At 70.5% G+C, this 23,276-nt stretch carries 13 protein-coding genes and 1 pseudogene; 11 read left to right on the plus strand and 3 right to left on the minus strand.

Annotated features, from left to right (window positions below):
* The first annotated feature begins 59 nt into the window (after positions 1 to 59).
* The 5 genes from ACFC8N_RS31190 to ACFC8N_RS31210 all read left to right on the plus strand — a co-directional run bounded on the left by ACFC8N_RS31190 (position 60) and on the right by ACFC8N_RS31210 (position 2,767).
* Complete coding sequence (locus tag ACFC8N_RS31190) at positions 60 to 512, plus strand: ATP-binding protein (protein ID WP_376291599.1); 453 nt, start codon at positions 60 to 62, stop codon at positions 510 to 512.
* Positions 513 to 606: 94 nt separating this feature from the next.
* On the plus strand, positions 607 to 999 hold the full coding sequence (locus ACFC8N_RS31195; RefSeq protein ID WP_356034689.1) for a hypothetical protein: 393 nt from the start codon (positions 607 to 609) through the stop codon (positions 997 to 999).
* A gap of 365 nt (positions 1,000 to 1,364) precedes the next feature.
* A complete protein-coding gene (locus ACFC8N_RS31200; protein ID WP_376291602.1) occupies positions 1,365 to 1,619 on the plus strand; it encodes a hypothetical protein in 255 nt (84 codons plus the stop codon).
* A 129-nt stretch (positions 1,620 to 1,748) separates the two neighbouring features.
* A complete protein-coding gene (locus ACFC8N_RS31205; protein WP_376291605.1) occupies positions 1,749 to 2,111 on the plus strand; it encodes a hypothetical protein in 363 nt (120 codons plus the stop codon).
* Positions 2,108 to 2,767: a nucleotidyl transferase AbiEii/AbiGii toxin family protein gene (locus ACFC8N_RS31210; RefSeq protein ID WP_376291608.1), complete on the plus strand. Its 660-nt coding sequence runs from the start codon at positions 2,108 to 2,110 to the stop codon at positions 2,765 to 2,767. Before ACFC8N_RS31205 ends, ACFC8N_RS31210 begins: the two co-directional genes overlap by 4 nt.
* 149 nt (positions 2,768 to 2,916) lie before the next feature.
* Here the strand turns inward: ACFC8N_RS31210 and ACFC8N_RS31215 are convergent, their stop codons facing one another.
* Positions 2,917 to 3,279 carry a hypothetical protein gene (locus tag ACFC8N_RS31215; RefSeq protein ID WP_376291611.1) on the minus strand — a complete coding sequence of 121 codons (363 nt, stop codon included), beginning with the start codon at positions 3,277 to 3,279 and terminating at the stop codon, positions 2,917 to 2,919.
* A gap of 968 nt (positions 3,280 to 4,247) precedes the next feature.
* Between ACFC8N_RS31215 and ACFC8N_RS31220 the strand changes: the two genes are divergently transcribed.
* From ACFC8N_RS31220 to ACFC8N_RS31240, 5 genes are all read left to right on the plus strand, one after another.
* Positions 4,248 to 9,749: a DEAD/DEAH box helicase gene (locus ACFC8N_RS31220; protein ID WP_376291613.1), complete on the plus strand. Its 5,502-nt coding sequence runs from the start codon at positions 4,248 to 4,250 to the stop codon at positions 9,747 to 9,749.
* Between the two features lie 5 nt (positions 9,750 to 9,754).
* Positions 9,755 to 12,085 carry a hypothetical protein gene (locus ACFC8N_RS31225; RefSeq protein ID WP_376291635.1) on the plus strand — a complete coding sequence of 777 codons (2,331 nt, stop codon included), beginning with the start codon at positions 9,755 to 9,757 and terminating at the stop codon, positions 12,083 to 12,085.
* A gap of 88 nt (positions 12,086 to 12,173) precedes the next feature.
* A complete protein-coding gene (locus ACFC8N_RS31230; protein WP_376291615.1) occupies positions 12,174 to 18,161 on the plus strand; it encodes a hypothetical protein in 5,988 nt (1,995 codons plus the stop codon).
* Positions 18,162 to 18,805: 644 nt separating this feature from the next.
* Positions 18,806 to 19,225 carry an aspartate 1-decarboxylase gene (gene panD / locus ACFC8N_RS31235; RefSeq protein ID WP_376291617.1) on the plus strand — a complete coding sequence of 140 codons (420 nt, stop codon included), beginning with the start codon at positions 18,806 to 18,808 and terminating at the stop codon, positions 19,223 to 19,225.
* Positions 19,226 to 19,281: 56 nt separating this feature from the next.
* Positions 19,282 to 19,626: a GNAT family N-acetyltransferase gene (locus ACFC8N_RS31240; RefSeq protein ID WP_356034695.1), complete on the plus strand. Its 345-nt coding sequence runs from the start codon at positions 19,282 to 19,284 to the stop codon at positions 19,624 to 19,626.
* Between the two features lie 456 nt (positions 19,627 to 20,082).
* Here ACFC8N_RS31240 and gndA read toward each other — a convergent pair whose 3' ends face one another.
* Positions 20,083 to 21,525, minus strand: a complete 1,443-nt coding sequence (gene gndA / locus ACFC8N_RS31245) for an NADP-dependent phosphogluconate dehydrogenase (RefSeq protein WP_356034698.1) — start codon at positions 21,523 to 21,525, stop codon at positions 20,083 to 20,085.
* A gap of 271 nt (positions 21,526 to 21,796) precedes the next feature.
* Here gndA and ACFC8N_RS31250 point away from each other — a divergent pair, with 271 nt between their 5' ends.
* Positions 21,797 to 22,978 carry a transglycosylase family protein gene (locus ACFC8N_RS31250; RefSeq protein ID WP_376291619.1) on the plus strand — a complete coding sequence of 394 codons (1,182 nt, stop codon included), beginning with the start codon at positions 21,797 to 21,799 and terminating at the stop codon, positions 22,976 to 22,978.
* On the opposite strand, the pseudogene ACFC8N_RS31255 reads toward ACFC8N_RS31250, so the two are convergent.
* Positions 22,948 to 23,276 (minus strand): annotated as a pseudogene (locus ACFC8N_RS31255) (hypothetical protein); the annotation flags it as partial. The gene ACFC8N_RS31250 and the pseudogene ACFC8N_RS31255 sit on opposite strands and share 31 nt — an antisense overlap.

Here is a 23,276-nt window from a genome sequence, read left to right on the forward strand (position 1 = left end):
CTGGAGCCCGCATCCCCCCACCGAGCCCGCCCCCGAGAAGGCACTGGAAGGCGACATCCGTGACTCTGCCCACGCCCTCAGCCCCGGCCCCCGCCTTGGCCACGACCCTGCCTCGCCGGGAGTACTGGTTCGGCCTGCCCGCCCTGCGCACCAGTGTGAGATCCGCCCGCGACACCGTGCGCGACCGGCTCCGTGCCTGGCAGGTACCCGGCGACACATGCTGCGACGCGGTGCTGCTGGTCTCCGAGCTGACCACGAACGCCGTGCTCCACACCGACAGCGGTCATGTCCTGTGCGGCCTCACGCTGACCGGCGACGCGCGGCGCCTGCGGATCGAACTCCACGACGACGGCCCCACCCCGGTCCGCCCGCCCGAGGACCACGCCGGCCCCGGCGAGGAGAACGGGCGGGGCCTGTTCCTCGTGCAGCAACTTGCCGACCGCTGGGGCTCCGCATGTTCGACGCGGGCCGAAGGAAAGGTCGTCTGGGCCGAGTTGACGGCCTGCCCCTGATGCCATCGGCACCGGCCGGCGCCGCGCGGCCCCGCCACGTCCCCTTCGCGCTGCGAGGAATCCCTTCTCCTCGATCCACCTACAGAAGGCGCCCATGACCCGCCACGGCGAAACCGCTCCTCCTGTCGTGCTGTACGTATGCGCCGACCGAGCCCGGGGCGCGTCCGGGTCGGCCACGCAGTGCGCGCGGACGGAAGGCCACGCGTTCGCCCGGGAGCGCGGACTGACGATCGCCGAGGTCGTCACCGACACGTACGGTGAGCCCGACCCGGCCCGGCGCAGAGGGTGGCGGCGGGTGAGACAGCTGGTACAGACGGGCCACGTCACCGCGGTGCTCGTCCGCTGGCCCAGCGCCATCGCCCCGGAGTCCGCGCACGAACTCCGGCACCGCGAGACCGCCTGGCTCCACGACCACGGCGTGCGCGTCTGCTACACGTGGGCGCCCTTGTCGTCGAGGAGCGCACCGGATCCACCACATCCCGGATGAACTCTCCGAGGCCGGCCGGAAACGCAGCCGCGCTAGAGTGGCATGCAGCCCTTGACCTGCACAAAGCGGGCAGGGAGCCGAATTCCGGGAGCATTGCATGCTGCGTACCATGTTCAAGTCCAAGATCTAGCGTTTGGATGTTTCCGCAGGTCAGAGCATTGATGGCCCCGCTCGGGTCAGCAAACGGTCAGCATCGGGCGCGGGAGCGTCCCAGCTTGCTGACCTGGTGAACGCCATGACGGGGGACCTGGACACAGGTGCCTGGCTCCCGCTTGGGACGTTCGCTGCGTTACTCGACAGCTCGTCCGCGGCATGGGTCCTGAGTGGGTGGGCTGCGTTCGGGGCCGAAGCGGCGTGCCTTGTGGATGCCGCCTGTCCCCTCCGGCCGCTACCGCGACCTCGCCCGCCCCGGTGTCCCTCTCGTCCACTGCGCCGGCGCCATGGGCCTCGGCTTCGGCACCGTCGTCATTTCCGGCACCGAGACCGAAGCCGCAGCCGACTCCACTGCGGCGGCCCTCCGCGTGACCTGCTGCGTCATGATCACCCGCGCCCGCGAGCGGGGCTGGTCCCGGGTCTGCAGGGCAGCGGTTGCCGCGCCACCTGGGGGCCTGCGCGGGTAGGCGATGATGCGCTAAGCGCCCACTGGGTGAGATGTCCGAGGGAAGGGCGGGCGGCCGCCCGACCCGTACGTACGACAGGGGATCCCCGTATCAGCCATGCCGCCGCCTCCCACCAGCGATACTGGATGCATGGACACGACGATCACCGCCCCCCGCGCCGAGGTGCTGCGGGACCGCTACCGCAGCCGACTGCCCGAGCGCTTGCAGGAGCTGGTCGGCCCCGTCGAGGGCGACGTGGACCTACCGCTCCACATCGTCTGGTCCGGGCGGACGAGCTACAGCCTGGACCGTCCGAAGTCCCGCATGACGCTCTACCGGACCGTCCTCACCGAAGGACTGAGTGAGGACCTGGTGGCCCTCCTGCACCACCGGCTGCTCACCGAGCAATGGCCCGTGCTACGGCGCTTGATCAGCCCCTACATCCGCGAGGTCTGGGAGGACGCCTTCCCCGAGCTGCTCCGCACCGCTCCGGCCGACACGACCGCCGCGTGAAGCTCACTCCGCTCCACGAGCGTCTCCTCGCCGACATCCTCGACCTCGGCTCCCCCTACCCTCTGGTCCTCACCGGCGGATACGCCGTGCAGGCCCACGGCCTGGTCGAACGCTTCAGCCGTGACCTCGACGTCGCCACCGAGAACCCCGCTCCGATGCAGGAGATCGTCGCCTCACTCACAGCAGGCCTCAGCGCGCGCGGATGGCGGACCACGCACGTCCAGACCGATCCGCTCAGCGGCCGGTTCCTCGTCACCGATCCGGACACCGGCGGGGAGTGCGAGGTCGACGTCCTCAAGGAGGCGTTCTGGGCTCCGCCTGCCCAGACCCCCTACGGCCCCGTTCTTTCCCTCGACGACGTGATCGGCACCAAGGTCCGTGCCCTCGCCGACCGCGGCACCGTCCGCGACCTCATCGACGTCCAGGCTGCCTCCCGCCACCGCTCCACCGCCGACCTCGAATCCCTGGGCCGCCGTCGCGCCCACGACGAGTTCAGCCTCGAAAACCTCCGGGACCGGCTCATCGGCGCGGACTGGTACGAGGATGAGGACTACACCGCGTACGGGCTCACCTCCCGGCAGATCGAAGAACTCAAGGCGTGGGCGCTGCAGTGGGCGGAGGATCTGGGTGCGCGGATCCATGACGAGAACGCCTGAGAGGCAGTCATCGCGTCCATCCCCTCTACCGCCGTTGCAACGAGAGGATGCGGTGTAGCCCAGCAGGTTCCAACCCGGAGCCGTCCACGGTGGGTGGCTGCCCTGCACGGCGGATGTGCAGGGAAGCCGAGCGATACCCCGCAGTGGACTCACGTCGAAACCGGGCTGCGGTAACAGTCAAACACTGCATCCCGCTCCCACTCCCATGTCCAGTCCGGGTCCCGACGGTGGAACTCGGTAACGGCCAGCTCGAAGAATTGGTCGGAAGGCTTCCGGCTGGATCCATTGACTACCAGTGCAGACAGCATCGGCTCGGGACCGGTGCTTTCCCTGCGGCAGACGTCTGCCAGCAGAAGCGACATCATCCGGCTGTGGTAGTGCACCCGGTGCTCCGGTGCCACGGCCTCGCTCAGCGCCTTGTAGGTGTCGGTCCGGCCCTCTCGGGCCCACCCCTTCAGAATCGCTACCGTGGCGTTCCGGGCAGCCATGTAGTCCGCATCTCCATACTTCATGTGAGCCCCCTCCAGCCGACTGGAGCGACACGGTATCGAGTCGGGGCGGTGCTGAGGTTGGATCTGAAATAGTCGCCCGCGCGCCGTCTCGGAGGCGGGGGAGCGGGGACGTCCACCGCGACGTCCGGCTCGCCCTTCGATTGTCAGTGCCGCCTCCTGCGATCGCCGTTGATCAGCCTGCAGCAACGGAGGGGGTGTGATGGACGAGATCCGTCGCGGGGAGCGAGGCAAGCAGAAGGCATGGCAGTGGCTCATGGTCCTGACGGCGCATCGGGGCTTGTGTGCCTGTGTGCCAGTTCGGCTCGCGGAAGCTGAACCCCGTCACGCCTGTCCGTGTCCGTCAGTCGCCCCGCGAATACTTCTACTGAAGGTCCATAACCTTCCGAATCAAACTATGATGTAGGCCACGTTCCGGGGCTCCAGGGGAGGGAGACCCGAGGGAGCGGGGCGGTCAAGCATGGGCTGGGCCGTGTGCAAGGGGGGTGTGCATGCCCGAAGGGCAGACGGTTTCTGCGGCGTCGCGGAAGGTTGCGGAGCTGGTCCGCGCCTTTACGTCCGGAATTTCTGAGCGGGAACTGGTCGTCGAGGCCAAGAGACAGTTCCGCACACTGCCGGAGCAGCGGTTAGTCAAGCTGGTCGCCGAGGCGGTCCGTGGAGGTTTGCTGATCGCTTCGGGGGACCTTCTCCTGCCTGCTGCTCTGCAGGAATCGGCGCCCCCGGCACAGGTCGCGCCTGAACCACCCAAGCCATGCGCTGAATCCGCTATCGCTGCACGGTTGGACGAGACATCGGTGTTGCGGGCCGTCGCGCTCGACGTCGAGAGCGTCGTACGGACAACGGCGACCGCTCCCTACTTGGAGCGGCACGTCTACGAGGTGGCAGCGGTCAGGTTTGGCGCCGATCGGGAATGGGTCGCTGCGGCCCCTCGCTGGCGGCGTTACCTTAGGTTCTCTGGGGACACCAAGGAGTTGCGTGACGGCAGCGTCCGGGACGCCGTACTCGGCCAGGGGCTATCCCCGCAACAGGCGTGGCCGGAGCTGAGCGACTTCCTGTCGGATGCTGATGTTGTGGTCGCCTTTAACGGCACGACACTGGACTTCCCCGTCGTCAGTGAAGCGGCGAAGGGGGCCGGTACCCGCGATCCGCTCTCCGCCGTGCGCCCTGTCGATGCCCTGCACCTCGCTCATGCCGTGTGGCCGACAGCCCCGTCCCACCGACTTCAGGACCTCGCGCTCCAACTCGACGTCTCCCGTTCGGACCTGCGGGCCCATACTGCGGACGGTGACGCGGTCTTGCTGGTGCGCCTCCTGGAGCGGGCCGCCGCCGAGTTCGCCTGCAGGACGGCCGAGTTGCGCGATCTCATCGCCGACGTCTGCCCCGACTCCGACGCGTGGCGGCTGCTGCGGGAACTGGCCGAGGGTGAGGCCGCCAACGATCGAGAGCCGCGGGCGTGGGAGCAGGCGCACGTGGCCCGCCTGTTGGGTGCCGAGTTTGGGCAGCACGCGCCGCGTCGAACCACTGGCGAAAGGGCACCGGGCCGGGGCGCCGTGGACGTGCCGGACGTCTTACGGGGCGCTGGCGGACGGGTCGAGCCGACCGCTCTCGCCCGGGTCGTGCACGGCTCCAGCGTTGAACCCCGGCCCGCCCAGCAGGAGATGACGGCGACGCTGCACACCTGGATCGACCGCGGCGTCGGCGGCCTGCTGGAAGCGCCCACCGGCACGGGCAAGAGCTATGCGGTGCTTGCCGCCGCGCTGGACTGGCTCGCCGGTGGCGACAGCCGTACCGCTGTCATCGCCACGTACACCAAACAGTTGCAGAGCCAGATGGCGAAGGACATCCAGGACCTGGAGCGGGCCCTGCCGGGCATCCTTGGGGTCGCCGACCTGGTCAAGGGCAAGTCCAACCGGCTCTCCCTCGCCGCCCTGACGAAGAGCCTCGCCGAGGCCACGCGTCGGCGCCGCTCCGCGGGCACCGCCCGCGCCCGCTTCTCCCAGCGGCACCGGTTCCGCGAACTCGCCGTCTTCCTCACGCTGCGCCTGCTCGCGGCCAAGGAGCCCCCGCAGTCCTGGACGGCCAGATCGGTCGACCCGGTGGACCTGCCCGCCTTCTTCGCCGACTACATCGGGCGCGGCCTGCCGCTCTGGCTGGAGTCGCTGTCCCAGCGCGACGGCGACTACGGCCCCGCCGCAGGCAACCCGCTCACCGTGCACACCGACAGCGTCCGGGAGTCGATCGACAGCCACCGCCTTATCCTCGCCAACCATGCGCTCGTCCTCTCCCACCTGGACGACCTGCGTGCCGTCGGACCCGAGGTGCTCCTCGTGATAGACGAGGCGCATGAGCTGGAGAACGCCGCCACGTCCGCGCTGACCGTGACCGTCGACTACCAGGACCTGGAAGCTTTGCTGCCGGAGTACCAGGCATGGATCGCGGACGCGCACCAGGGCACCGCCAAGGAGCAGGCCGCCGCAGCGATTGCCGAGCTCGAACGGCTGCTCGATGATGAACGCCTTCCCCGGCTGGCAGCGCAGGCCTTCGACGCCCAGGCCAAGGGCGTGGGTGTACGCATCGGCAGCCGGGCGACCACGCTCGCCAGCCCCTACGCCGGCACCTCCGGCACCCGGCACACCCGGCGGCTGTCGCTGGTGCTGGAGAGCATCGCCAAGGCGCTCGTGTCCTGTCGCATCACGCTGGAGCGGTACGTGGTCCAGCACGCTGCCGGAATCGATCCCCTGGTACGCGAGCGCCTGACCGCGCTCGCGGAGCACACCGACTCCCTCGCCACGGCCCTCGACCGGATCACGGCCGACATCCGCGCCTTTCTCGACCCCGCCCTCACCCTGGACGAGGCTCTCCCTTCCCGCGTCATACATATGGAGGAAGTAGACGAACCCAGGGCGGAGCTGCGGTCCTACCGCTTCCGTGTCGCCACCAGTCCCGTCGATCTGCCCGCAGACCCGGAGTGGCGGCGCTACCTGGAGTCCTTCGACCGTGTCCACTACGTCTCCGCGACCCTGCGTGTCGCCGGGGAATGGGATTTCGTGCGGACCCGACTCGGGTTGCCCGACGATCTGCCGACGCTGGCCCTGCCTTCCCCGTTCGCCCTGCGTAGCCAGGCCGAGGTCGTGTGCTTCTCCGACTTCCCCTCCTGGGCGGAGCAGGAGGAGGGCGCCCTGCGGACCGTCGCCCACCAGGTCGCCGGATTCGCCACCGAAATGACACGTGTACGCGCCGACGGCAACGGCTTCGACGGCGGCGGCATGATCCTCACGACCGCCCGCTCGACCGCCGCGGGCATCGGCTTTCACCTCGTGCGGGAGCTGCGCTCCCGCGCCCTCGACACCCCGGTCGTCGAGGCGCTCACTCTCGGCAACGGCCGGGCCTATCAGGCCTTCACCGACCGGTGGGACGGCGGAGGGTTTCTCGTCGGCACCAAGGGACTCTGGCAGGGGGTCGACGTCTCCGACGCCGAGCGGCTGCGTCTGGTGTGGATCAACAAACTGCCCTTCGCACCGTTCGCCGCTCCGATCGTGGAGGCCCGGCGCGCAGCGGTCGCCGAACGCGCCGAGCAGGCCGGCCACCCCGATCCGGAAGGTGCCGCCACCGAGCACTACTACCTGCCGCTCGCCGCGCTCCAGCTACGTCAGGCGGTGGGCCGGCTCATCCGCTCCGACCGCCACCGCGGCGTCGTCGTCATCAGCGACCGCAAACTCGCGGGAGCAAGCAGCCTGCGCCGCTCCTACCGGCGTGCCGTCCTCGGCAGCCTCGATGACGGACTGCAGCGCCCCGACCCGGACACCGGCGACATCGGCGGCGGCAACGTCGCCACCATGGCCGAAGGATGGCGTCGCATCTGGGAGTTCATGGCGGCCCACAACCTCCTGGACCCCGCCCGGGCCGCGGAGCTGTGTACCGACGAAGCCCTCGAACGACAGACCCTCCTGCCGCACACCAGGCGCATCCGCGAACTGGCGCTGACCACCGAGGAGACTCGGAAGCTGCGTGAACAGGGCCTGCTCGTGGAGGAGATCAAGGACCGCTGTGCCCGCATTGGAGGATTGCTGCGGCTCGTCGACGAACCTGTGGCCCTCAAGCCGGCTCAGCAGGCCGTCATCGCCGCCGTGGCCGAGGGACGCAACGTACTCGGACTGCTTCCCACAGGCTTCGGCAAGAGCTTCACCTTCCAGCTGCCCGCGCTGGTCCTGCCCGGCGTCACCGTGGTCGTCAGCCCGCTCGTCGCTCTCATGCACGACCAGGCCCTCGAACTGAACCGGTCCATCGGTGGCGCGGTCCGCGCGCTCATCTCCCCGCTGCGCGAGTCCAGCAGCAGGGCCGGCAAGACAGAAGTGACGGACCAGCTCCTCGGTCGGGCCGACCACGGTATCCGCCTGGTCTACGTCAGCCCGGAACGCCTGTGCCAGCGGCGCTTCCGGGAGACCGTCCGCGCGGCCGCGGCGGCGGGCCGGGTAACCCGGATCGCCGTGGACGAGGCGCATACCCTCCCGCAATGGGAGGACTTCCGGCCCAGCATGCGCCGGGTCAGCAGGTTCTTGGACGAGCTGCGCCGGGACCACGGGGTGGCAGTCACCGCGGTGACTGCCACCGCCAACAGGGCCGTCCACGAGGCGCTGCGCGAAGGACTGTTCGGTCTGCCCGCCGAGGTCCCGGAGCCCGCTTCGGCCGAGGCGACCGCCGAAGCGGAGCATCCCGGAGTCGTCGGCGGGCTCCTGACGGTGCGCGAGAACCCGATCAGGCCCGAACTCGCCGTCTTCCGCCGCTCCCTCGACCGGCTCGGACAGGGAGGTGTGGCGGGGTTGGTCGAGCGCGTCGTCGACGCCCTCGACGGTCACGCCATCCTCTACTGCCTCACCGTCAAGGAGGTCAACACTCTCTACACCCACCTGCGCGAGTACGTGGGTGACGCCGGCGTCCGCGTGCTGCGGTTCCACGGCCGTCTGACGGAGGCGGAGAAGGCGGCCGTCATGACGGAGTTCCGGGAGGCGCCCCGGGAAGGCGACGACGGCTTCGTCCCGGTCATGGTGGTGGCCACCTCCGCATTCGGGCTTGGCGTCAACCGGCCCGACGTACGCACCGTGATGTGCGTGTCGCCGCCTACCGACCTGGCCGCGCTCTACCAGCAGTTGGGTCGGGCGGGGCGGGATGGCGCGGGCCGGGGGACGGCCGGCGACGGCCCCGTCAACAGCGGTCTCGCCCTCGTGACGAGCCGAGGTCTGCGCATGGTCCGTTTCATGACGGGCCAGGAACTGCCCCCGTCGCTGCTCCGGCGCATGGGCAGCCTCGTCCTCGCCCAGCGGGACGGCACGCTCGATCCGGTACGGCTGGCGGACCTGCTCATGGCCGAGGACGCCGCGAGCGGTGCGCTGAGCGAGGCCGAGTTGGACGACCGGCACACCCAGGAGCGCTACCAGGGCGGCATCATGCGGGCGTTCAGCGCGCTCGCCGACCTCGGCGCCGTCGAGGACCTCGGCGACCACCCGCCGTTCTGCGCGGTCAAACCCGGCGACCTCCGACCGGCCGGCCACGGCGCAGGACACACGCCTACTACTGCAGCGGAGCGCGACGAGGAAGCGGCCGGGTCCGTGCGGCTGGAGCAGACCGTCATCGACACCGCCCTGTCCTGGGACACCCCACGACAGGTCGACGTCCGAGCTCTCGACCGGGAACTCACCGCCCGGTGCCCCGACTACCGCTCGGTCGCCGATGGACCGTCGGCGACCTGGGAACTGCTCGCCGACCTCCACGACCGTGGGCTCCTGGACGTCTCCGCGGCACCCAGCCCCCGCCTGGTCACCGGTCTGACCACCCGCACCGGCACCCTGCCCGACGGGTTCCTCCCGCTGCTCGGTCGACGCGGCCGCCGAGCCGCCGAGGAACTGGCCAGGCTCCGGAACTTCTTCGACGCGAGCACGGTCTGCGCCCAACGGGTCTTCGCCGACTACTTCGGCGTCAGCGACCTGCCCGAGGGGTGTTGCACCACGGCCCGCTGCCGCTGCTCGGCCTGCTGGGACACCGGCCGCTGGCCCGTGGAAGAGCGGCGCCCTGCCGTCGCCCAGGCCTTCGACAGCCCGCGCCCCCGCGAGGGAGGCGGTGCCGACACCTCACTGCGCGACCAGCGCGTCGACCTCCAGGTCCACCGGCTGCTGCAGCTCCAGCCGCAGGGCACACACCCGCGTCGGCTCTGGCACGCACTGCGCGGCGACGAATCCTCCTACAACCCGATGAATCGAAAGATGATCCCCCTGCCGAAGGCGATCCGGGAAAGCCGCCACTTCGGCGGTCGCGCCGATCTGCCCTATACGGCAGTAGGCGAGAGCCTCACACGGCTGGCCGCAGCCGGAGCCGCGGCCGAGGGCCCGGACAGCCTCTGGCGAGCCGTCCGCCCGGTCCGACACACGAGATCCCGCCGGGCGGGAAGCGGATCCGAACGGAAGGACGGCTGGGCGTGACCACGATGATCAGCACGGGACCGGACATCTGGCGGCCGTTCGACGGCGAGCCTGTGCTCACTCCCGCCATGACCGGCGGACACCGCAGCACACCCGCCGAGGAACTGGAACGGTTGCGTCGCTACCTGAAGGCGGTCGTGGCTGACCGCGTGTGTCCGGTGCACACCGCGGTCGCCTTCAACGCCGCCTACTTCGGCTACGAACTTGGTGGTGAAGGCCACGGTAACGGCCCCTTCGACCTGGACGCGTTCCCCTCCCTGGCGCTGGGCGACGAAGTACCGGCCCTGCCCGTCGGGGCACTCGTGCGCATCGAAACCGGATCCGACCCGCTGTACGCGGAGATCGTCTACAAGGAGGGCCGCCACCCCGGCGTCGAAGAGGGTGCCGACGTACCCGCGTGGGTGTCCGGGGCACCGGCCGGTGTCCGAGGACCGAGCGAGCTGTCGGAGGCACTGCACCCAGTGCGCCGGGAGCTGCTGGTCCCTGATCCCACGGCCTTCGGCCCCGCGCTGCAGCTCAGCGAGGCGAAGCTGCAGCGGTTCCGGGCCCGCCAGAAGTGGCTCAACAAGGACGGCCACGTCGTCGTCGACGCCCGCTACGGCTCGGCGCCGCAGGCCGGGCTCGACGACTGCACCGCCTTCGTGCAGCACCTGCTGACCCACCAGCGCGAAGCACTGCTGAGCCCCCTCGTTCCCGTGTCCGTCGCCCACCTGGCCGGGGGCGGCACGGAGGAGCGATTGAAGGACGCCCTCAGCGGGCTGCTGGACACCGTCGATCACGCCTTGCGCACCAGCGACAGCCTGCGCAGCTGGGGCAACTACGCACTGACCCGTACCCGCATCGGGGCCGCCCTGGGTCACGACGGACCGCTGGGCGGCGACGACCTGAGAGCCCTCGCCGGCTCCCTGGAACGCAGTGCGGTCCCTGTCACCCGCCGACGGCACGGCCTGAACGGTTCCCGCACCGTGTACACGGCGATCGGGCCGTGGCTGCGCGGCGTCGACGGTGCCGAACCACTGCTGAGCGGAGTGGAATACGCGGTCTCGGTGTGCCGCGCCAACCTGGCGGTCGCGGACTTCGTCCGGGGAGACACGGACAACGGCATACGCACCGGGAGCGACGTACGGATCACCCTCGACGACGACTTCCAGAACGGTGGCATCTGGCGGTCCCATCACCCGGGCTCGGAGGAGGCGGATGACAGTGATCCGCTGCGCCCAGCGGGACGCGGTTGGCATGACACCGTGCATCCACCCGTGCCGCCCCGGCCTGTCGCGGTGCCGTACGCACAGAGCGTCCCCCGAGAGGAACAGCCGGAGGACGAACGGTACGTAGATGCCGAACCCGCGGACACCCCGCTCGTGGACGGTGACCGGATCGGTCCGCCGAACTACCTGAGGATCAACGACAGCGAGGTCTGCTGGCAGACCCCGCTGCGTCTCGCCCACCTCATGGAGGACCGACTGCCGTTGAGCCCCAGGGTCCGGGATGGCTTGGCATATCTCGGCACGCATACCGTCTCCGTGCGCGTACGCCTGGAACTCAGCCATCCCGGCGGCGACCTCGACGCGTCCGAGGAGGTCCAGGAGGTGCTTCTGGATCTCACCGAAGAGACCGGCATGCTGCGGAACGTCCAGTGGCCCATCGATTTCTTCCCCGGGCTGAGCCTGTACATCCAGTGGCCGCGCGGCGGCACCGTCTTCCGGGTCCACACCGTCGAACTGGGACACCCCGTCGACATCGACGGGCAACTCGTCGCGCACCGCTACGACCCGGGAGTGCTCACCCGGGAAGCAGCGCCGGGCAGTGACCGGGACGGTGACTCATCCGCCGGCCTCGACACCCGGCGTCTGGTCCTGCGTGCTGTACGGCGCTTCGGCCGCCTCACGCCCGACGGACATGCCCTCCTCGACCGGGCCACCCTCCCACGAGGCGTCTACGACACAGCTCCTGCTCCCCACCAAGTCACCGCATTGGAGCAGGCCGTGGACGAGCTACTCGCCGAACACCACCTGTACCCGGCCAGCGGCAGCCGCGGTGCGGACGGCGAGCCCCACCACCCTGCGCGCGACGGTGAGCTGCCCATCGCCCTGATCGGTTACGCGCCCAACCCCGTGGCGGTGCCACGACCGGGCTCGCGTGTCGGCGCGCCGCCGCAGGTCCACGGCGTGGAGCACTTCGTTCACGGCTTTCTGCGGAGGTTGCCCGCGGGCTCGAATCCGACCGATGCCCAGCGCGCTGCCTACCGCGAGCACTGCCGCCACGTCGGAAAGGCGGACGGCTGGGAACTGCCACCCGGCTACACCTTCGTCACGGAACACTCCCGCCGGCGCTGACCCGCCCGGGCCGGACCGGCCGGGCATGCGCGCGCCGCACGCCACACCCCCCGCATCCACATCACAGGAAACAAGAGATCGGGACTGAATGACCGCCAGCTACCCCGTAGTTGCCAAACCACCGTCCTCTCCGCACGGCACACCGGTTGGACTGCTCAAAGAACTCGCCGCAACGCTCGATGGGCTCGGCCAGGTCCTGGACGCTGCCCTCGACGACCTCACGGTCGGCGAGACGGAACTCGCGCTGAACTCCCTCGGGCCCAAGGACCGTCAGGCGATCATGAGGGGCCTCGGCTTCCGCAAGGTAGAGCCGCGGCGATTCGGACGCGTGCTCAGCGAGCAGGTGCTCAAGCGGTTGCAGCGGGTGGAGCCGACCCACCACAGGCATGCCGCGTCCCACCTTACCGCCCGGATCATGAACGACATCGATCACGTGGTCGCTGAGCACGGGGCCGCCGGCATGAGCCCCGGTCTCGTGGACCGCTGGGGCGCGTGCCTGCTCCGCCTGGCGCTCTTCTCTCACCTCCAGGCTTCGGCACACGACGCCCGACTGCTTGTATGGGCCGCGGGACACGACTGGTTCGGTATGGAGACGGACGAGGCGGCACTGGTCGCGGTACTCAAGGCTGCTCAGCAGGTGATCGACGCGACTCCCGGGTTCGACCACCTCACCGCGCTGGACCAGGATGCGGTGGCTCAGGAACCACAGCCGACCGCTGCAGTCCCGGCTCCCCGGCGACCCGATCACATCTCGGCTCCGGAACTGGCCGAGTCCTCACCGCAGCAGGGAGAGCAGCCCCCTGGTGAGGGGTGCTCCCTGGACGACCTGGCCTTGGCCGAGCAGGAGCTCAAGCACGCCGTCGAGGAGGCACGAGGTGCCGCCGACCGCGTGCGCGCCGCCCTGCTGGACGGGTGCCCGCCCGCCGACACAGATCTGGTGCCGCTCGCCACCGTCGCGCCGGCGTTCTCCCACGCGCGGGGCGTGCTCTCCGCACTCGGCGTCACCGGCGTCACCGATCGCCTCACCGATGTCCTGAGGGCGATCGACGAGGTTCGTGCACGCGTCGAACGGAAGGAGAGGAACGCCGAGGCCCGTCACGTGGTCGAGACGGTGACGGCCCTCGGCTGCTCTCCGGGCAGTGCGGTGGCCGCCGTGATAGCGGACGCCAGGCAGCGCGCGGAGGCACTGCTCGCGAAGCAGGAGTGGGACGAACAGGACGACGCCTGCGCACACGTTCTCACGCTGCTGGTGCGCCTCGCCGACATGAAGGACCGGTCCGACGCACAGCAGGAGATCATCGAGCTCCAGCAGCAGTTGTCGGTCGCACATCCGCCGTACGCCGTGGCCGCCGTCCTGTACCAGCAGATCACGTTGACCGAGCACAGGACCACCACCCACGACACGGCCGCCGCCCCGGAGGGCGAGGAATCCGCCGAGGTTTCCGAGGCGTCGGAACGGGCCATATCCCCGGACTCGGCCACCGCCGCGCAGGCTGACACCGGCGTGCCTGAGACGCAGGAACACAGCACCGCCGATTCCGTCCCGGTCGAGCAACCTCCCCGGTCCGCCGGCAACGCGGAGCAGCAGCCCCCGCCGGACGGGTGGGTCATCGCCGACCCAGCGGTCCCCGCGGCAGTCGACACCACCACGGATACCGCTGACGGCACGGGAACGGCGGGCATCGAACCCGTCCTCGCCCGGCTCATCGCCGAGAAGCGCTTCGGGCTTGCAGCCCACCTGTCGCAGGCCGCCGATCGCCCGGACACTGAGTCCGCGGTCCTGCGCCTGGCCGCCGCGGGGCCACTGCTGCACTCCAGGACCGGCCGAGCGGCTCAGGTCATCGAGGAAGCGCTGCACGAATGGGAGGCCCGTAAGGAGAGCGACAGCGACGCGCTGTCCCTGCTCCTGCTGCCCACGCTGGTCCGCGCAGCCCTCGTGACGGGTGCGCCCGTAGTCGGTGCGCAGCTGAGGGCGCTCGCCCCGCAACTGCCCGATGCCCTGCACGAGGTGGCCACCATGGTGGCAGAACGCGCACTGCAGGGCGCACTGCTCATCGCGCCACCCCATGCCGTTGTCGCCGATGTCTCCCACACCGAGAGCGCGCTGCGCGCGGCGGTGGACGCCTGCCAGGCTCTGCTCACCGTGCCTCGGCTGCGTTTCCAACGGGCCAGCGCCATGGTGCAGCGCTGGCTGGCGCCGACCGGTCTGCTCGGCAGCGTGCTGACCGCCATCGTGGTCGGGGCCTCGGACGCCGAGAACCTGGCCGACGAGCTGCTGGAGAACCTCACTCGCCGAGCTCAGGTCGAGGCGGCGATCGACGAGATGGACGCTGCGCTGCGCGGGCCAGGCGGTCGTGGCATCCAGGGGGCGGGCCGCAACAACGTCCGTCACTGCCTGGAGCGCGTCCGGGACGCCGTACGGCAGTGGCGTGCGGTCAAACGTGACCTGGAAGCGGGACGCGCGGAAGAGAACATGTGGGCGTTCCAGTCCGTCGCATCCCTGCGCCTCTCCCTCCTCGGCCTGCGCGAACGGGTAGCCGACGATCTCGCCGCGGCCGAACGCAGCTCCGCCGTCCTGGCGAAAGCCACCGCCTACGTGGCGCGGGACCTGTTCGCCGAGGTCTTCGACGGGCTGGACGCGAACAGTCGACCGGTCGAGACGGGATCCGAGCCGGACGTTCAGACGGTTCTGGACGCCGAGCTCCACAAGGCCGAACCGGCCGCGCCGGGAGAGAAGCCGACCGTGGACGGCTTGCTGAAGGCAGTGGACCGTACCTGGGACGACGCGATCGAGCACCAGCTCGCCCGTGACGAATTCGGCGTGATTCGCACCATCACGGACCTCGCGGACTTCGACGTCCTTCCTGCGGCCCACACCTTGTCGCTCTCGGAGGAGCGTCGCGCATACCTCAGCGCGATCGAGAAGGAGCGCCGCGCGGCGCTCGCCGAGAAACAGCGGCAACTGGCCGCCCGACTCCGTCGGTCCCAGGCCGACGAGGCACTCACCGTCGAACAGGACGTCAGCCTCCAGGAGCTGCTCGCGGACGCCCGAGCACACGTGGAGCACGACCGACCGGGCGAGCTGGCCGCGGTCCGACGCAACCTCGACCGAGTCGAGGAGCTGCTGCCCCGCTACCGCGAGGAAGCCGCCGACCGGCTGCGCGCCCGGCTGGCCGCGCTGACGGACGTGAGCGCGGAGGACCGGGAACGAGTTCTGCGCAATCTGGACACCGACAGCCTGGCCACTGCGGCCGAACTCGTCTACTTCCTCGAACTGGGCGAACCGGTACCGGAGATCAGGTCCGAGGACTCGCACCTGGAGGCGTTCTTCCCCGCCGTGCCGGACTCGCTGCCGGGCGGCATCGACGCTGAGCTGATCGCGGCCGTCCGCTCCCGTGGCCGCTGCGGCGACCACGCTGTGCTGGACTATGCAGGACTCTCGGAGGAGGAGGCCGAAAGGGCGGCCGCGGCCCTGATGTTGTGGAGCACGCTCGCCGCGACCAAGGACCGTATCAACATCAATCCGCGCGAGAGCCTTAATCCGGCTCTGGCACTCCTCGGATACGAGGCCCGGCGCGCACGGCCTCTGGACGACCTGCCGCGCGGCAAGGACTACCGGTTCTTCGAACTCGCACCCGTGCATGTCACCGGCCGTGCCTGGGCGCCCGCCTTCGGATCGCAGATCAAAGACCGGGGCGGCAAGCTCCGCGCCCTGCTGATCTGGGGCCGGCCCGCGGCCAAACTGCTCATCACCCGCGCTCTGCAGGACCCCGACGAGAGCAGCCTGCTCGTCGTCCACTTCGGGACGCTGGACAGCAGGACCCGAAATGAGCTGGCCGCTGCCTCCCAGGACACCAAGCCGATCATGGTGGTGGACGACGCCGCGCTGGCCTACCTCGTCGCGCACGGCAACCGGCGGGTGGATGCCACGACCGAGACGCTGCTGCCGTTCTCCGCGGTGAACCCGTACATCAAGGAGAAGCGGGGCCAGATCGGCCGGGAGATGTTCTACGGCCGGGACCGCGAGCGTAAGAGCATCCACGACCCGGCGGGGACCCAGATCCTCTACGGCGGCCGAGGTCTCGGCAAGTCGGCCCTGCTCGCCGACGCGGGGGACCGCTTCGAGGAACAGCGGCCGGGGGCCTACCGCAAGCTCTACCTCAACCTGGACAAGATCGGCATCGGCCGGGGCACCGCACTCGGTGCCGAGGCCATCTGGCCCACGCTGGACCAGGAGCTGATCAGGCAGGGAGTCCTGGAGGAGCCCCGACGCCGGGGTCCACAACAGGAGTCATGGCAGCGGGTCACCGACGGGATCGCCCGGTGGCTCGCTCAGGATGCCGACCGGCGGCTGCTCATCCTCCTCGACGAGTGCGACCGCTTCTTCGAGGCAGACGTCCCCGAGTGCACGGAGACTCGCCGGCTGCGCGGTCTGGGTGAGGACTCGCGCGGCCGGGCCAAGGTCGTGTTCGCCGGTCTGCACTCGGTGCAGCGTTTCACGCGGCTCGCCAGGAACGGCCCGTTCAGCCATCTGGCGCAGACCCCGACAGTCGTCGGACCGCTTGCCCCGCAGTTCGCCGCCGACCTGATCGTGCACCCGATGCGTGCGCTCGGCTTCGAGTTCGCCGACGTCGACCTCGTCAACCGGGTGCTCGGCTTCTGCTCGTACCAGCCCTTCCTGCTGCAGATCTTCGGCAGCCGGATGGTGCAGGTCATGCAGGACAAGCGGGCTCGCGCACCACTCGCGCCGCCTCCGTACACGATCGAGGAGTCCGATGTGGACGCGGTGGAACAGGACACCTCGCTGCGCTCGGACATCACCGCGGCCTTCAAGGACACCCTCGCCCTGGACGACCGCTACCACGTCATCGCGAATGTCCTTGCCCAGCACGCCCGGGACAACGGTCTGGAAACCCGCCTCAGTGACCGGGAGTTGCGGGAGGAATGCGCCGGCTGGTGGCCCCGCGGCTTCGAGCACCTGGACAGCGAGGGTTTCCGCGCCTATCTGCAGGAGATGGTCGGCCTCGGTGTCCTGGCGCCGAACAACGATGGGCAGGGCTGGCATCTGCGGGGGCCCAACGCGCTGCGCATGATCGGTACCGCCCAGGAGATCGAAGCGCGGTTGCTGCGGGCGGAGACAGAGTCCCGGCTGGAGGAGACCGTTGTCCTGGAGAGCCGTCCGGACCTCTACGACGGCAGGTCCGCTCCGCTCACCATCAACCAGATCGACTACCTGCTGGGCGAATATGTCAACCAGGTCCGCGTCGTTCTCGGCGCACAGGCGACCGGCGTCGCTGATGTGGAACGGACCCTGCGTGAGGTGACGGGCAGAGTGGCGGGCTGGTCCGTGCCCGCGATCGGAAGCGCCAAGACGTTCCGCAAGGAGCTCGCCGCCGGTCGCGCGGGCGAGCGGCGACTGCTGATCAGCGATCTCTCGCAGGGCAGCGAGAAGTCCTGCCGGGAATCCTTCGACCTGGCCAGGGCAGTGCTGCCCGAGGCCGCCGAGGCGACCCGCTCCGTGGTTCTCGTGTCAGGTGTGGAACAGATCGGCTTCTGGTCCGGCCTCCTCACCGGCCCCGACGCAGACCACGACACCGTCGTGGTGCTGCGCCGACATGACCTGGGCAGCCTGAAGGACTGGACGCAGCGCCACAGCCTGTGCGAGACGGAGGAACGGCTGACGCGCCTGGCGGAGGCGACCGGTGGCTGGCCGTACCTGCTGGACAAGGCGCTGCAGCTGCGTGATCGCCGACCGGACCAGGACCGGGTGCTGGCGGACCTGACGTCGTGGCTGGAGCAGAGCAGCGGCGCCGAACAGTTCGTCGACGCCGTGGGGCTGCTGGAGAACGACACCCTCAAGACCGCCTACGACGGGGTCGTCGAGCAGCTCGGTACCGACTGGCATGACGACGCCTATCTCGCCACCGCGGCCGAGATGGCCGGTCTCTCTTCCGAGGAGGCACGCTGGGCCGTCGTCTGCCTGGAGGCCCTCCAGGTGTTCGATCGGGACGGGACGCGCCTGCGCGTGGAGCCGGTCCTCCAGGCGGCGCTGGGCGTCCTTGAGGCCAAGGTCTGACGAGCCGGATGGGGCCGGGGTTGCGCCTGGCCCCATCGAAACTCGACCAACACCCGCGTCCTGTCGGCGGCCACAATCGAATACCGACGGGACGGTCTACTGTTGCCCCTTTTCCAGCTTGCTGCCGAGCTTGCTTTGCCATCGGAGACTCTTGGCGTCGATGACGATGGCCGGGGCGAGGGTCAAGCATTCGGTCGGCCCCGTCGTGGCAACGGAACGAGACGTCCCACTGGTCGCGAGGGCGTCGGGAGCTTCTCCGGAACTGAAGACCGCCGAAATCTACTGGGCCGATGCGAAGGCCGTGCGCCTGACGCCGACTGTGTGAACTCGCGGAATCTTTCGGGCTGCAATGGCCCTCCCGGGCAGCGAGTCTTCCTGTGGCCCGCATGTACCTGATGCGGCGTCAGGAAAGTCAGCACACGGTCAGCATCAGTTCCCGAACATCCTGGAAAGGTTGTCCGAACAGGAATCTGGTCGGTGGCCTCGCAACAGCCTGGTCGGCGCGGAAGCCCAGGCAGGGAGACTTCTCCCCATAGAGAAGCGATGTCCCTCACAATCATCGACTCCGACGCGTGCCGGTGTACAGTGAAGACCGCCCTTGACCTGCAGAAAGCTGGCAGGGAGCTGTCTTTCAGGAGTCCAAAGTGCTGCGTACTCTGTTCAAGTCCAAGATCCACCGCGCCACCGTCACCCAGGCCGACCTGCACTACGTGGGATCGGTGACCATCGACGCGGACCTGCTCGACGCCGCCGACCTGCTGCCCGGCGAGCTCGTGCACATCGTCGACATCACCAACGGCGCCCGGCTGGAGACGTACGTCATCGAGGGCGAGCGCGGTTCCGGGGTCATCGGGATCAACGGAGCCGCCGCCCATCTGGTGCACCCCGGCGACCTGGTGATCATCATCAGTTACGCTCAGGTCACCGACGCCGAGGCGCGACAGCTGCGGCCGCGGGTGGTACACGTCGACGGCGGCAACCGGATCGTGTCCCTCGGCGCCGACCCGTCCGAGCCGGTGCCCGGCTCGGACCAGCGGCGCAGCCCGCAGGCCCGCCCGGCCTGACGGGCCCGGACCGACGGGTCCGCCGGACCAGGACGAGACCAGGAGCGTGTGAGCCCATGAGCGAGATCGAGATCCGCGACGACCGGGCGGCGGGCCGCCTGGAGGCCGTCGGCGCCGGCGAGGTCGTCGGCCACGTCGAGTACTTCGTGCTGGAGTCGCCCGCGCGCGCCCTGGTCCCGGTCCACACCATCGTCGAGCCCGCCCACGAGGGCAAGGGCATCGCCGGCTCGCTCGCCCGCGAGCTGTACGCCCTCGCCGAGCGCGAGGGCGTCCCGGTGGCCCCGCTGTGCCCGTACGTCGTCAAGTGGGCCGAACGCCACCCCGAGGTCGCCCCGCCGGCGGACCCGGAGCTGCTGTCGGCCGCGAAGCAGTGGCTGCGGGAACACCCCGGCCGCTTCTGAGCGCACGGCCAGGGGGTCCCAGCGCGTGAGCGGAGCCGAGTGCGGGGGAGCCGCCCGCGACGCCGGGACGATCCGGACGACACCCCCTGGCCCTGTCGGGTGGGTGACCCGCGGCCGCCGGGCAGACGGGGGGACCGGTCCGGAGGGACGATGAGTCCACAAGGCCCACGCCCCGCGACCGCCCGGAGGCCCCCATGACCACCCCGGACCCCTACCCCACCCCGGTCCCACCTCCGGCACCCCCGCCCCGGCCGACCCCGCCGGAGCCGGAACCACAGCCCCCACAGCCCCCGCCGCCCCCGGCCCCGGTCCCACCGGAACCGTCGCCGTCCCCGATCCCCCCGGGCCCGGAACCGGTCCCGAACCCGGAGCCGGGACCGCCGCTCACCTGAAGACCCGGGGGCGGGAACGAAGGGGCGCGGGGCTGTGCCGATGCCGCACGAAGCGCCCGCGCCCCTACGCGGAGACCTCGCTGCGGTCCCCGCCCCACAGCGTGTGGAACGCCCCGTCCCGGTCCACCCGCCGGTACGTGTGCGCCCCGAAGAAGTCCCGCTGCCCCTGCGTGAGCGCCGCGGGCAGCCGCTCCGCCCGCAACGCGTCGTAGTACGCCAGCGCCGCGGAGAAGCCGGGCGTCGGCACGCCCTCCCGCACCGCCGCGATCACCACGTCACGCCAGTCGTCCTGCGCGCCCGCGATCTCCCGGGCGAACGTCTCGTCCGACAGCAGGCTCGGCAGGTCGGCGCGGGCGTCGTACGCCGCGCGGATGCGGTCCAGGAACGCCGCCCGGATGATGCAGCCGCCCCGCCAGATCGACGCGACCTTGCCGAGGTCGATGTCCCAGCCGTACTCCTCGCTGCCCGCGGTGATCTCGTGGAAGCCCTGCGTGTACGACACGATCTTGGACGCGTACAGCGCCTGCTCCACCTGGTCGGCGAAGGCGGCCGCCTCCTCCTTGCCCAGCGGCGCCGCCTTCGGGCCGGTCAGCCCCTGCGAGGCCGCGCGCAGCTGCGCGTGCCCGGACAGCGAGCGGGCGAAGACCGCCTCCGCGATGCCGGACACCGGAACGCCCAGGTCCAGCGCGATCTGCACCGTCCAGCGGCCGGTGCCCTTCTGCTCGGCCTGGTCGACCACGACGTCCACGAACGGCTTGCCGGTCGCCGCGTCCACGTGGGACAGCACCTCGGCGGTGATCTCGATCAGGTAGGAGTCGAGACGGCCCTGGTTCCAGGTGCGGAAGATGTCCGCGATCTCGGCGGGGGAGTACCCGGCGACATCGCGCAGCAGCTGGTACGCCTCGCCGATCAGCTGCATGTCGGCGTACTCGATGCCGTTGTGGACCATCTTCACGAAGTGCCCGGCGCCGTCGGGGCCCACGTGCGTCACACAGGGCGCGCCGTCCTTCTCCGCCTTCGCGGAGATCTTCTCCAGCATCGGGCCCAGCGAGTCGTACGACTCCTTCGGGCCGCCCGGCATGATGCTCGGCCCGTGCAGCGCGCCCTCCTCGCCGCCGGAGACGCCCATGCCGACGAAGTGGATGCCCTGCTCGCGCAACGCCTTCTCGCGGCGCCGGGTGTCCGCGAAGTGCGCGTTGCCACCGTCGATGATCATGTCGCCGGGCTCCAGCAGCGGCGCGAACTCCTCGATCACCGCGTCCGTCGGGCCGCCCGCCTTGACCATGATGACCAGGCGGCGCGGACGCTCCAGCGCCGCGACGAACTCCTCGGCGGTCTCCGCGGCGATGAAGTCGCCCTCGCCGCCGAACCCCTCCACCAGCGCCTTGGTCCGCGCCACCGTACGGTTGTGCACGGCGACGGTGTAGCCGTTGCGGGCGAAGTTCCGGGCGAGGTTGCGGCCCATGACCGCGAGGCCCGTGACACCGATCTGCGCTGAAGTGCTCATGCCGCCTGCTTCCTGGTTGCCTCGTGACTACGGCTCCGTCAGTACGAGCCCTCGCCCATCTTGACCTGCCGACCTGGCGAGCGCACATGAGACCCGCCAGGCTTGAGTACGCGGCGACGGCGCCGGAAGCCTCACCCCTTCGCCGATCAGGCCAAGAGGGGGCCGTTCCCGGCCACTTGAGGGGCGTGGGAGGCCGGATTTCCGTCTTGTCATGGCCTGTTCGCCGCGCTTAGTTTTGCCCCTCCTGACGCATGCCGAGGGGAATTCGGACATGGCCGTACGCGGCCGGCATCGCCGGTACCAGCCGAACAGGATCAACCGCGCCTCACTCACCGTCACGGCGGGCGGCGCCGGACTCGCGATTCCGCTGGTCGCCGCCGGCACCGCCGACGCGGCCGACGCCTCCACCTGGAACAAGGTCGCCGCCTGCGAGTCCAGCGGCGACTGGAGCATCAACACCGGCAACGGCTTCTACGGCGGACTCCAGTTCACCCGGTCCACCTGGGAGGCGTACGGCGGCACGCGGTACGCGCCGCGCGCCGACCTCGCGAGCCGCGAGCAGCAGATGGCCGTCGCCGAGCGGGTCCTCGACGCCCAGGGGCCCGGCGCCTGGCCGGTCTGCTCGGTGCGGGCCGGACTGAACCGCGGGGACGCCGAGCCCGGCGCCCACACGGACAGCGCCGCGACACGCCCGGTGCCCGCGGCGAAGGAGAGCACCGGGAAGAGCGCGCGGCGGAGCACCGGGGAGGGGACGTCCGTACGGGACGTGACGCCCCAGACCACCCCGCAGTCGCGGGCCGGCCGCGCCGAGATGTACACGGTGGTGCGCGGCGACACGCTCTCCGGCATCGCGCAGGACCACCAGGTGCGCGGCGGCTGGCGCGGCCTCTACGCCGGCAACCGCAGGACGATCGGCGCCGACCCCGACCTGATCCTGCCGGGCCAGCGGCTCAGCCTGCACGGCACGGCCGCCGCCGGCACCAAGTCCCCGAGGCGCAAGGCCCCTTCGGAGCACACGAGCACCCCGCACCGGACCACGAACACGGGCCGTACGCTCGTCGCCCCGGTCAACGCCCCGATCGGCACCGGCTATCGGGTGGCCGGCGTGCACTGGTCGAAGGGCTACCACACCGGCGTCGACTTCCTCGTGCCGACCGGCACCTCCGTGAAGGCCGTGGAGGCCGGGCAGGTGGTGGCCGCCGGCTGGGGCGGCTCCTACGGCTACCAGGTGGTGATCCGGCACGCCGACGGCCGCTACAGCCAGTACGGCCATCTGTCGGCGATCACCGTGCGGATCGGGCAGAGCGTCACCGCCGGCCGGCGCATCGGCCGTTCGGGCGCGACCGGAAACGTCACCGGTCCGCATCTGCACTTCGAGATGCGGACCGGACCCGACTTCGGCACGGACATCGACCCGCTCGCCTATCTGCGGGCGGGCGGCGTCACGATCTGACCCCCGCACCGGTTCGGGCGCAGGACCGGCAGCGACACGACCGCGCCCGCGGCCTGCGCCGTGTACGTCACGGGGAACACGCGGCCCGCGGGCGGGCCGGGCGGCTCGCCGCCCTCGGCGTCCGCGGTGTCCGCCCCGCCGCCCGTGGCGGGGCGGACACCGCGGGAACCGTCCCCGTCCGCGGCCGGGTCGACGGGGCGGCCCCGGGCCGGCACCAGCAGGTCGGGCACGACCGGCGCGTCGAGCCCGCCGCCGTCCTCGGCGGGCGCGGGCGGCTCCGCCTCGCCCGGCGCCGGCA

The organism is Streptomyces sp. NPDC055966, assembly GCF_042269865.1.
In the GTDB taxonomy this organism is placed as follows: Bacteria; Actinomycetota; Actinomycetes; order Streptomycetales; family Streptomycetaceae; genus Streptomyces.

Excerpts from the sequence above, each read along its gene's own strand:
- ACFC8N_RS31195 (WP_356034689.1), top strand. The coding sequence starts at position 607 with ATGACCCGCCACGGCGAAACCGCTCCTCCTGTCGTGCTGTACGTATGC.
- ACFC8N_RS31200 (WP_376291602.1), top strand. The coding sequence starts at position 1,365 with ATGCCGCCTGTCCCCTCCGGCCGCTACCGCGACCTCGCCCGCCCCGGT.
- ACFC8N_RS31205 (WP_376291605.1), top strand. The coding sequence starts at position 1,749 with ATGGACACGACGATCACCGCCCCCCGCGCCGAGGTGCTGCGGGACCGC.
- ACFC8N_RS31215 (WP_376291611.1), bottom strand. The coding sequence starts at position 3,279 with ATGAAGTATGGAGATGCGGACTACATGGCTGCCCGGAACGCCACGGTA.
- ACFC8N_RS31225 (WP_376291635.1), top strand. The coding sequence starts at position 9,755 with ATGATCAGCACGGGACCGGACATCTGGCGGCCGTTCGACGGCGAGCCT.
- ACFC8N_RS31230 (WP_376291615.1), top strand. The coding sequence starts at position 12,174 with ATGACCGCCAGCTACCCCGTAGTTGCCAAACCACCGTCCTCTCCGCAC.
- ACFC8N_RS31240 (WP_356034695.1), top strand. The coding sequence starts at position 19,282 with ATGAGCGAGATCGAGATCCGCGACGACCGGGCGGCGGGCCGCCTGGAG.
- gndA (WP_356034698.1), bottom strand. The coding sequence starts at position 21,525 with ATGAGCACTTCAGCGCAGATCGGTGTCACGGGCCTCGCGGTCATGGGC.
- ACFC8N_RS31250 (WP_376291619.1), top strand. The coding sequence starts at position 21,797 with ATGGCCGTACGCGGCCGGCATCGCCGGTACCAGCCGAACAGGATCAAC.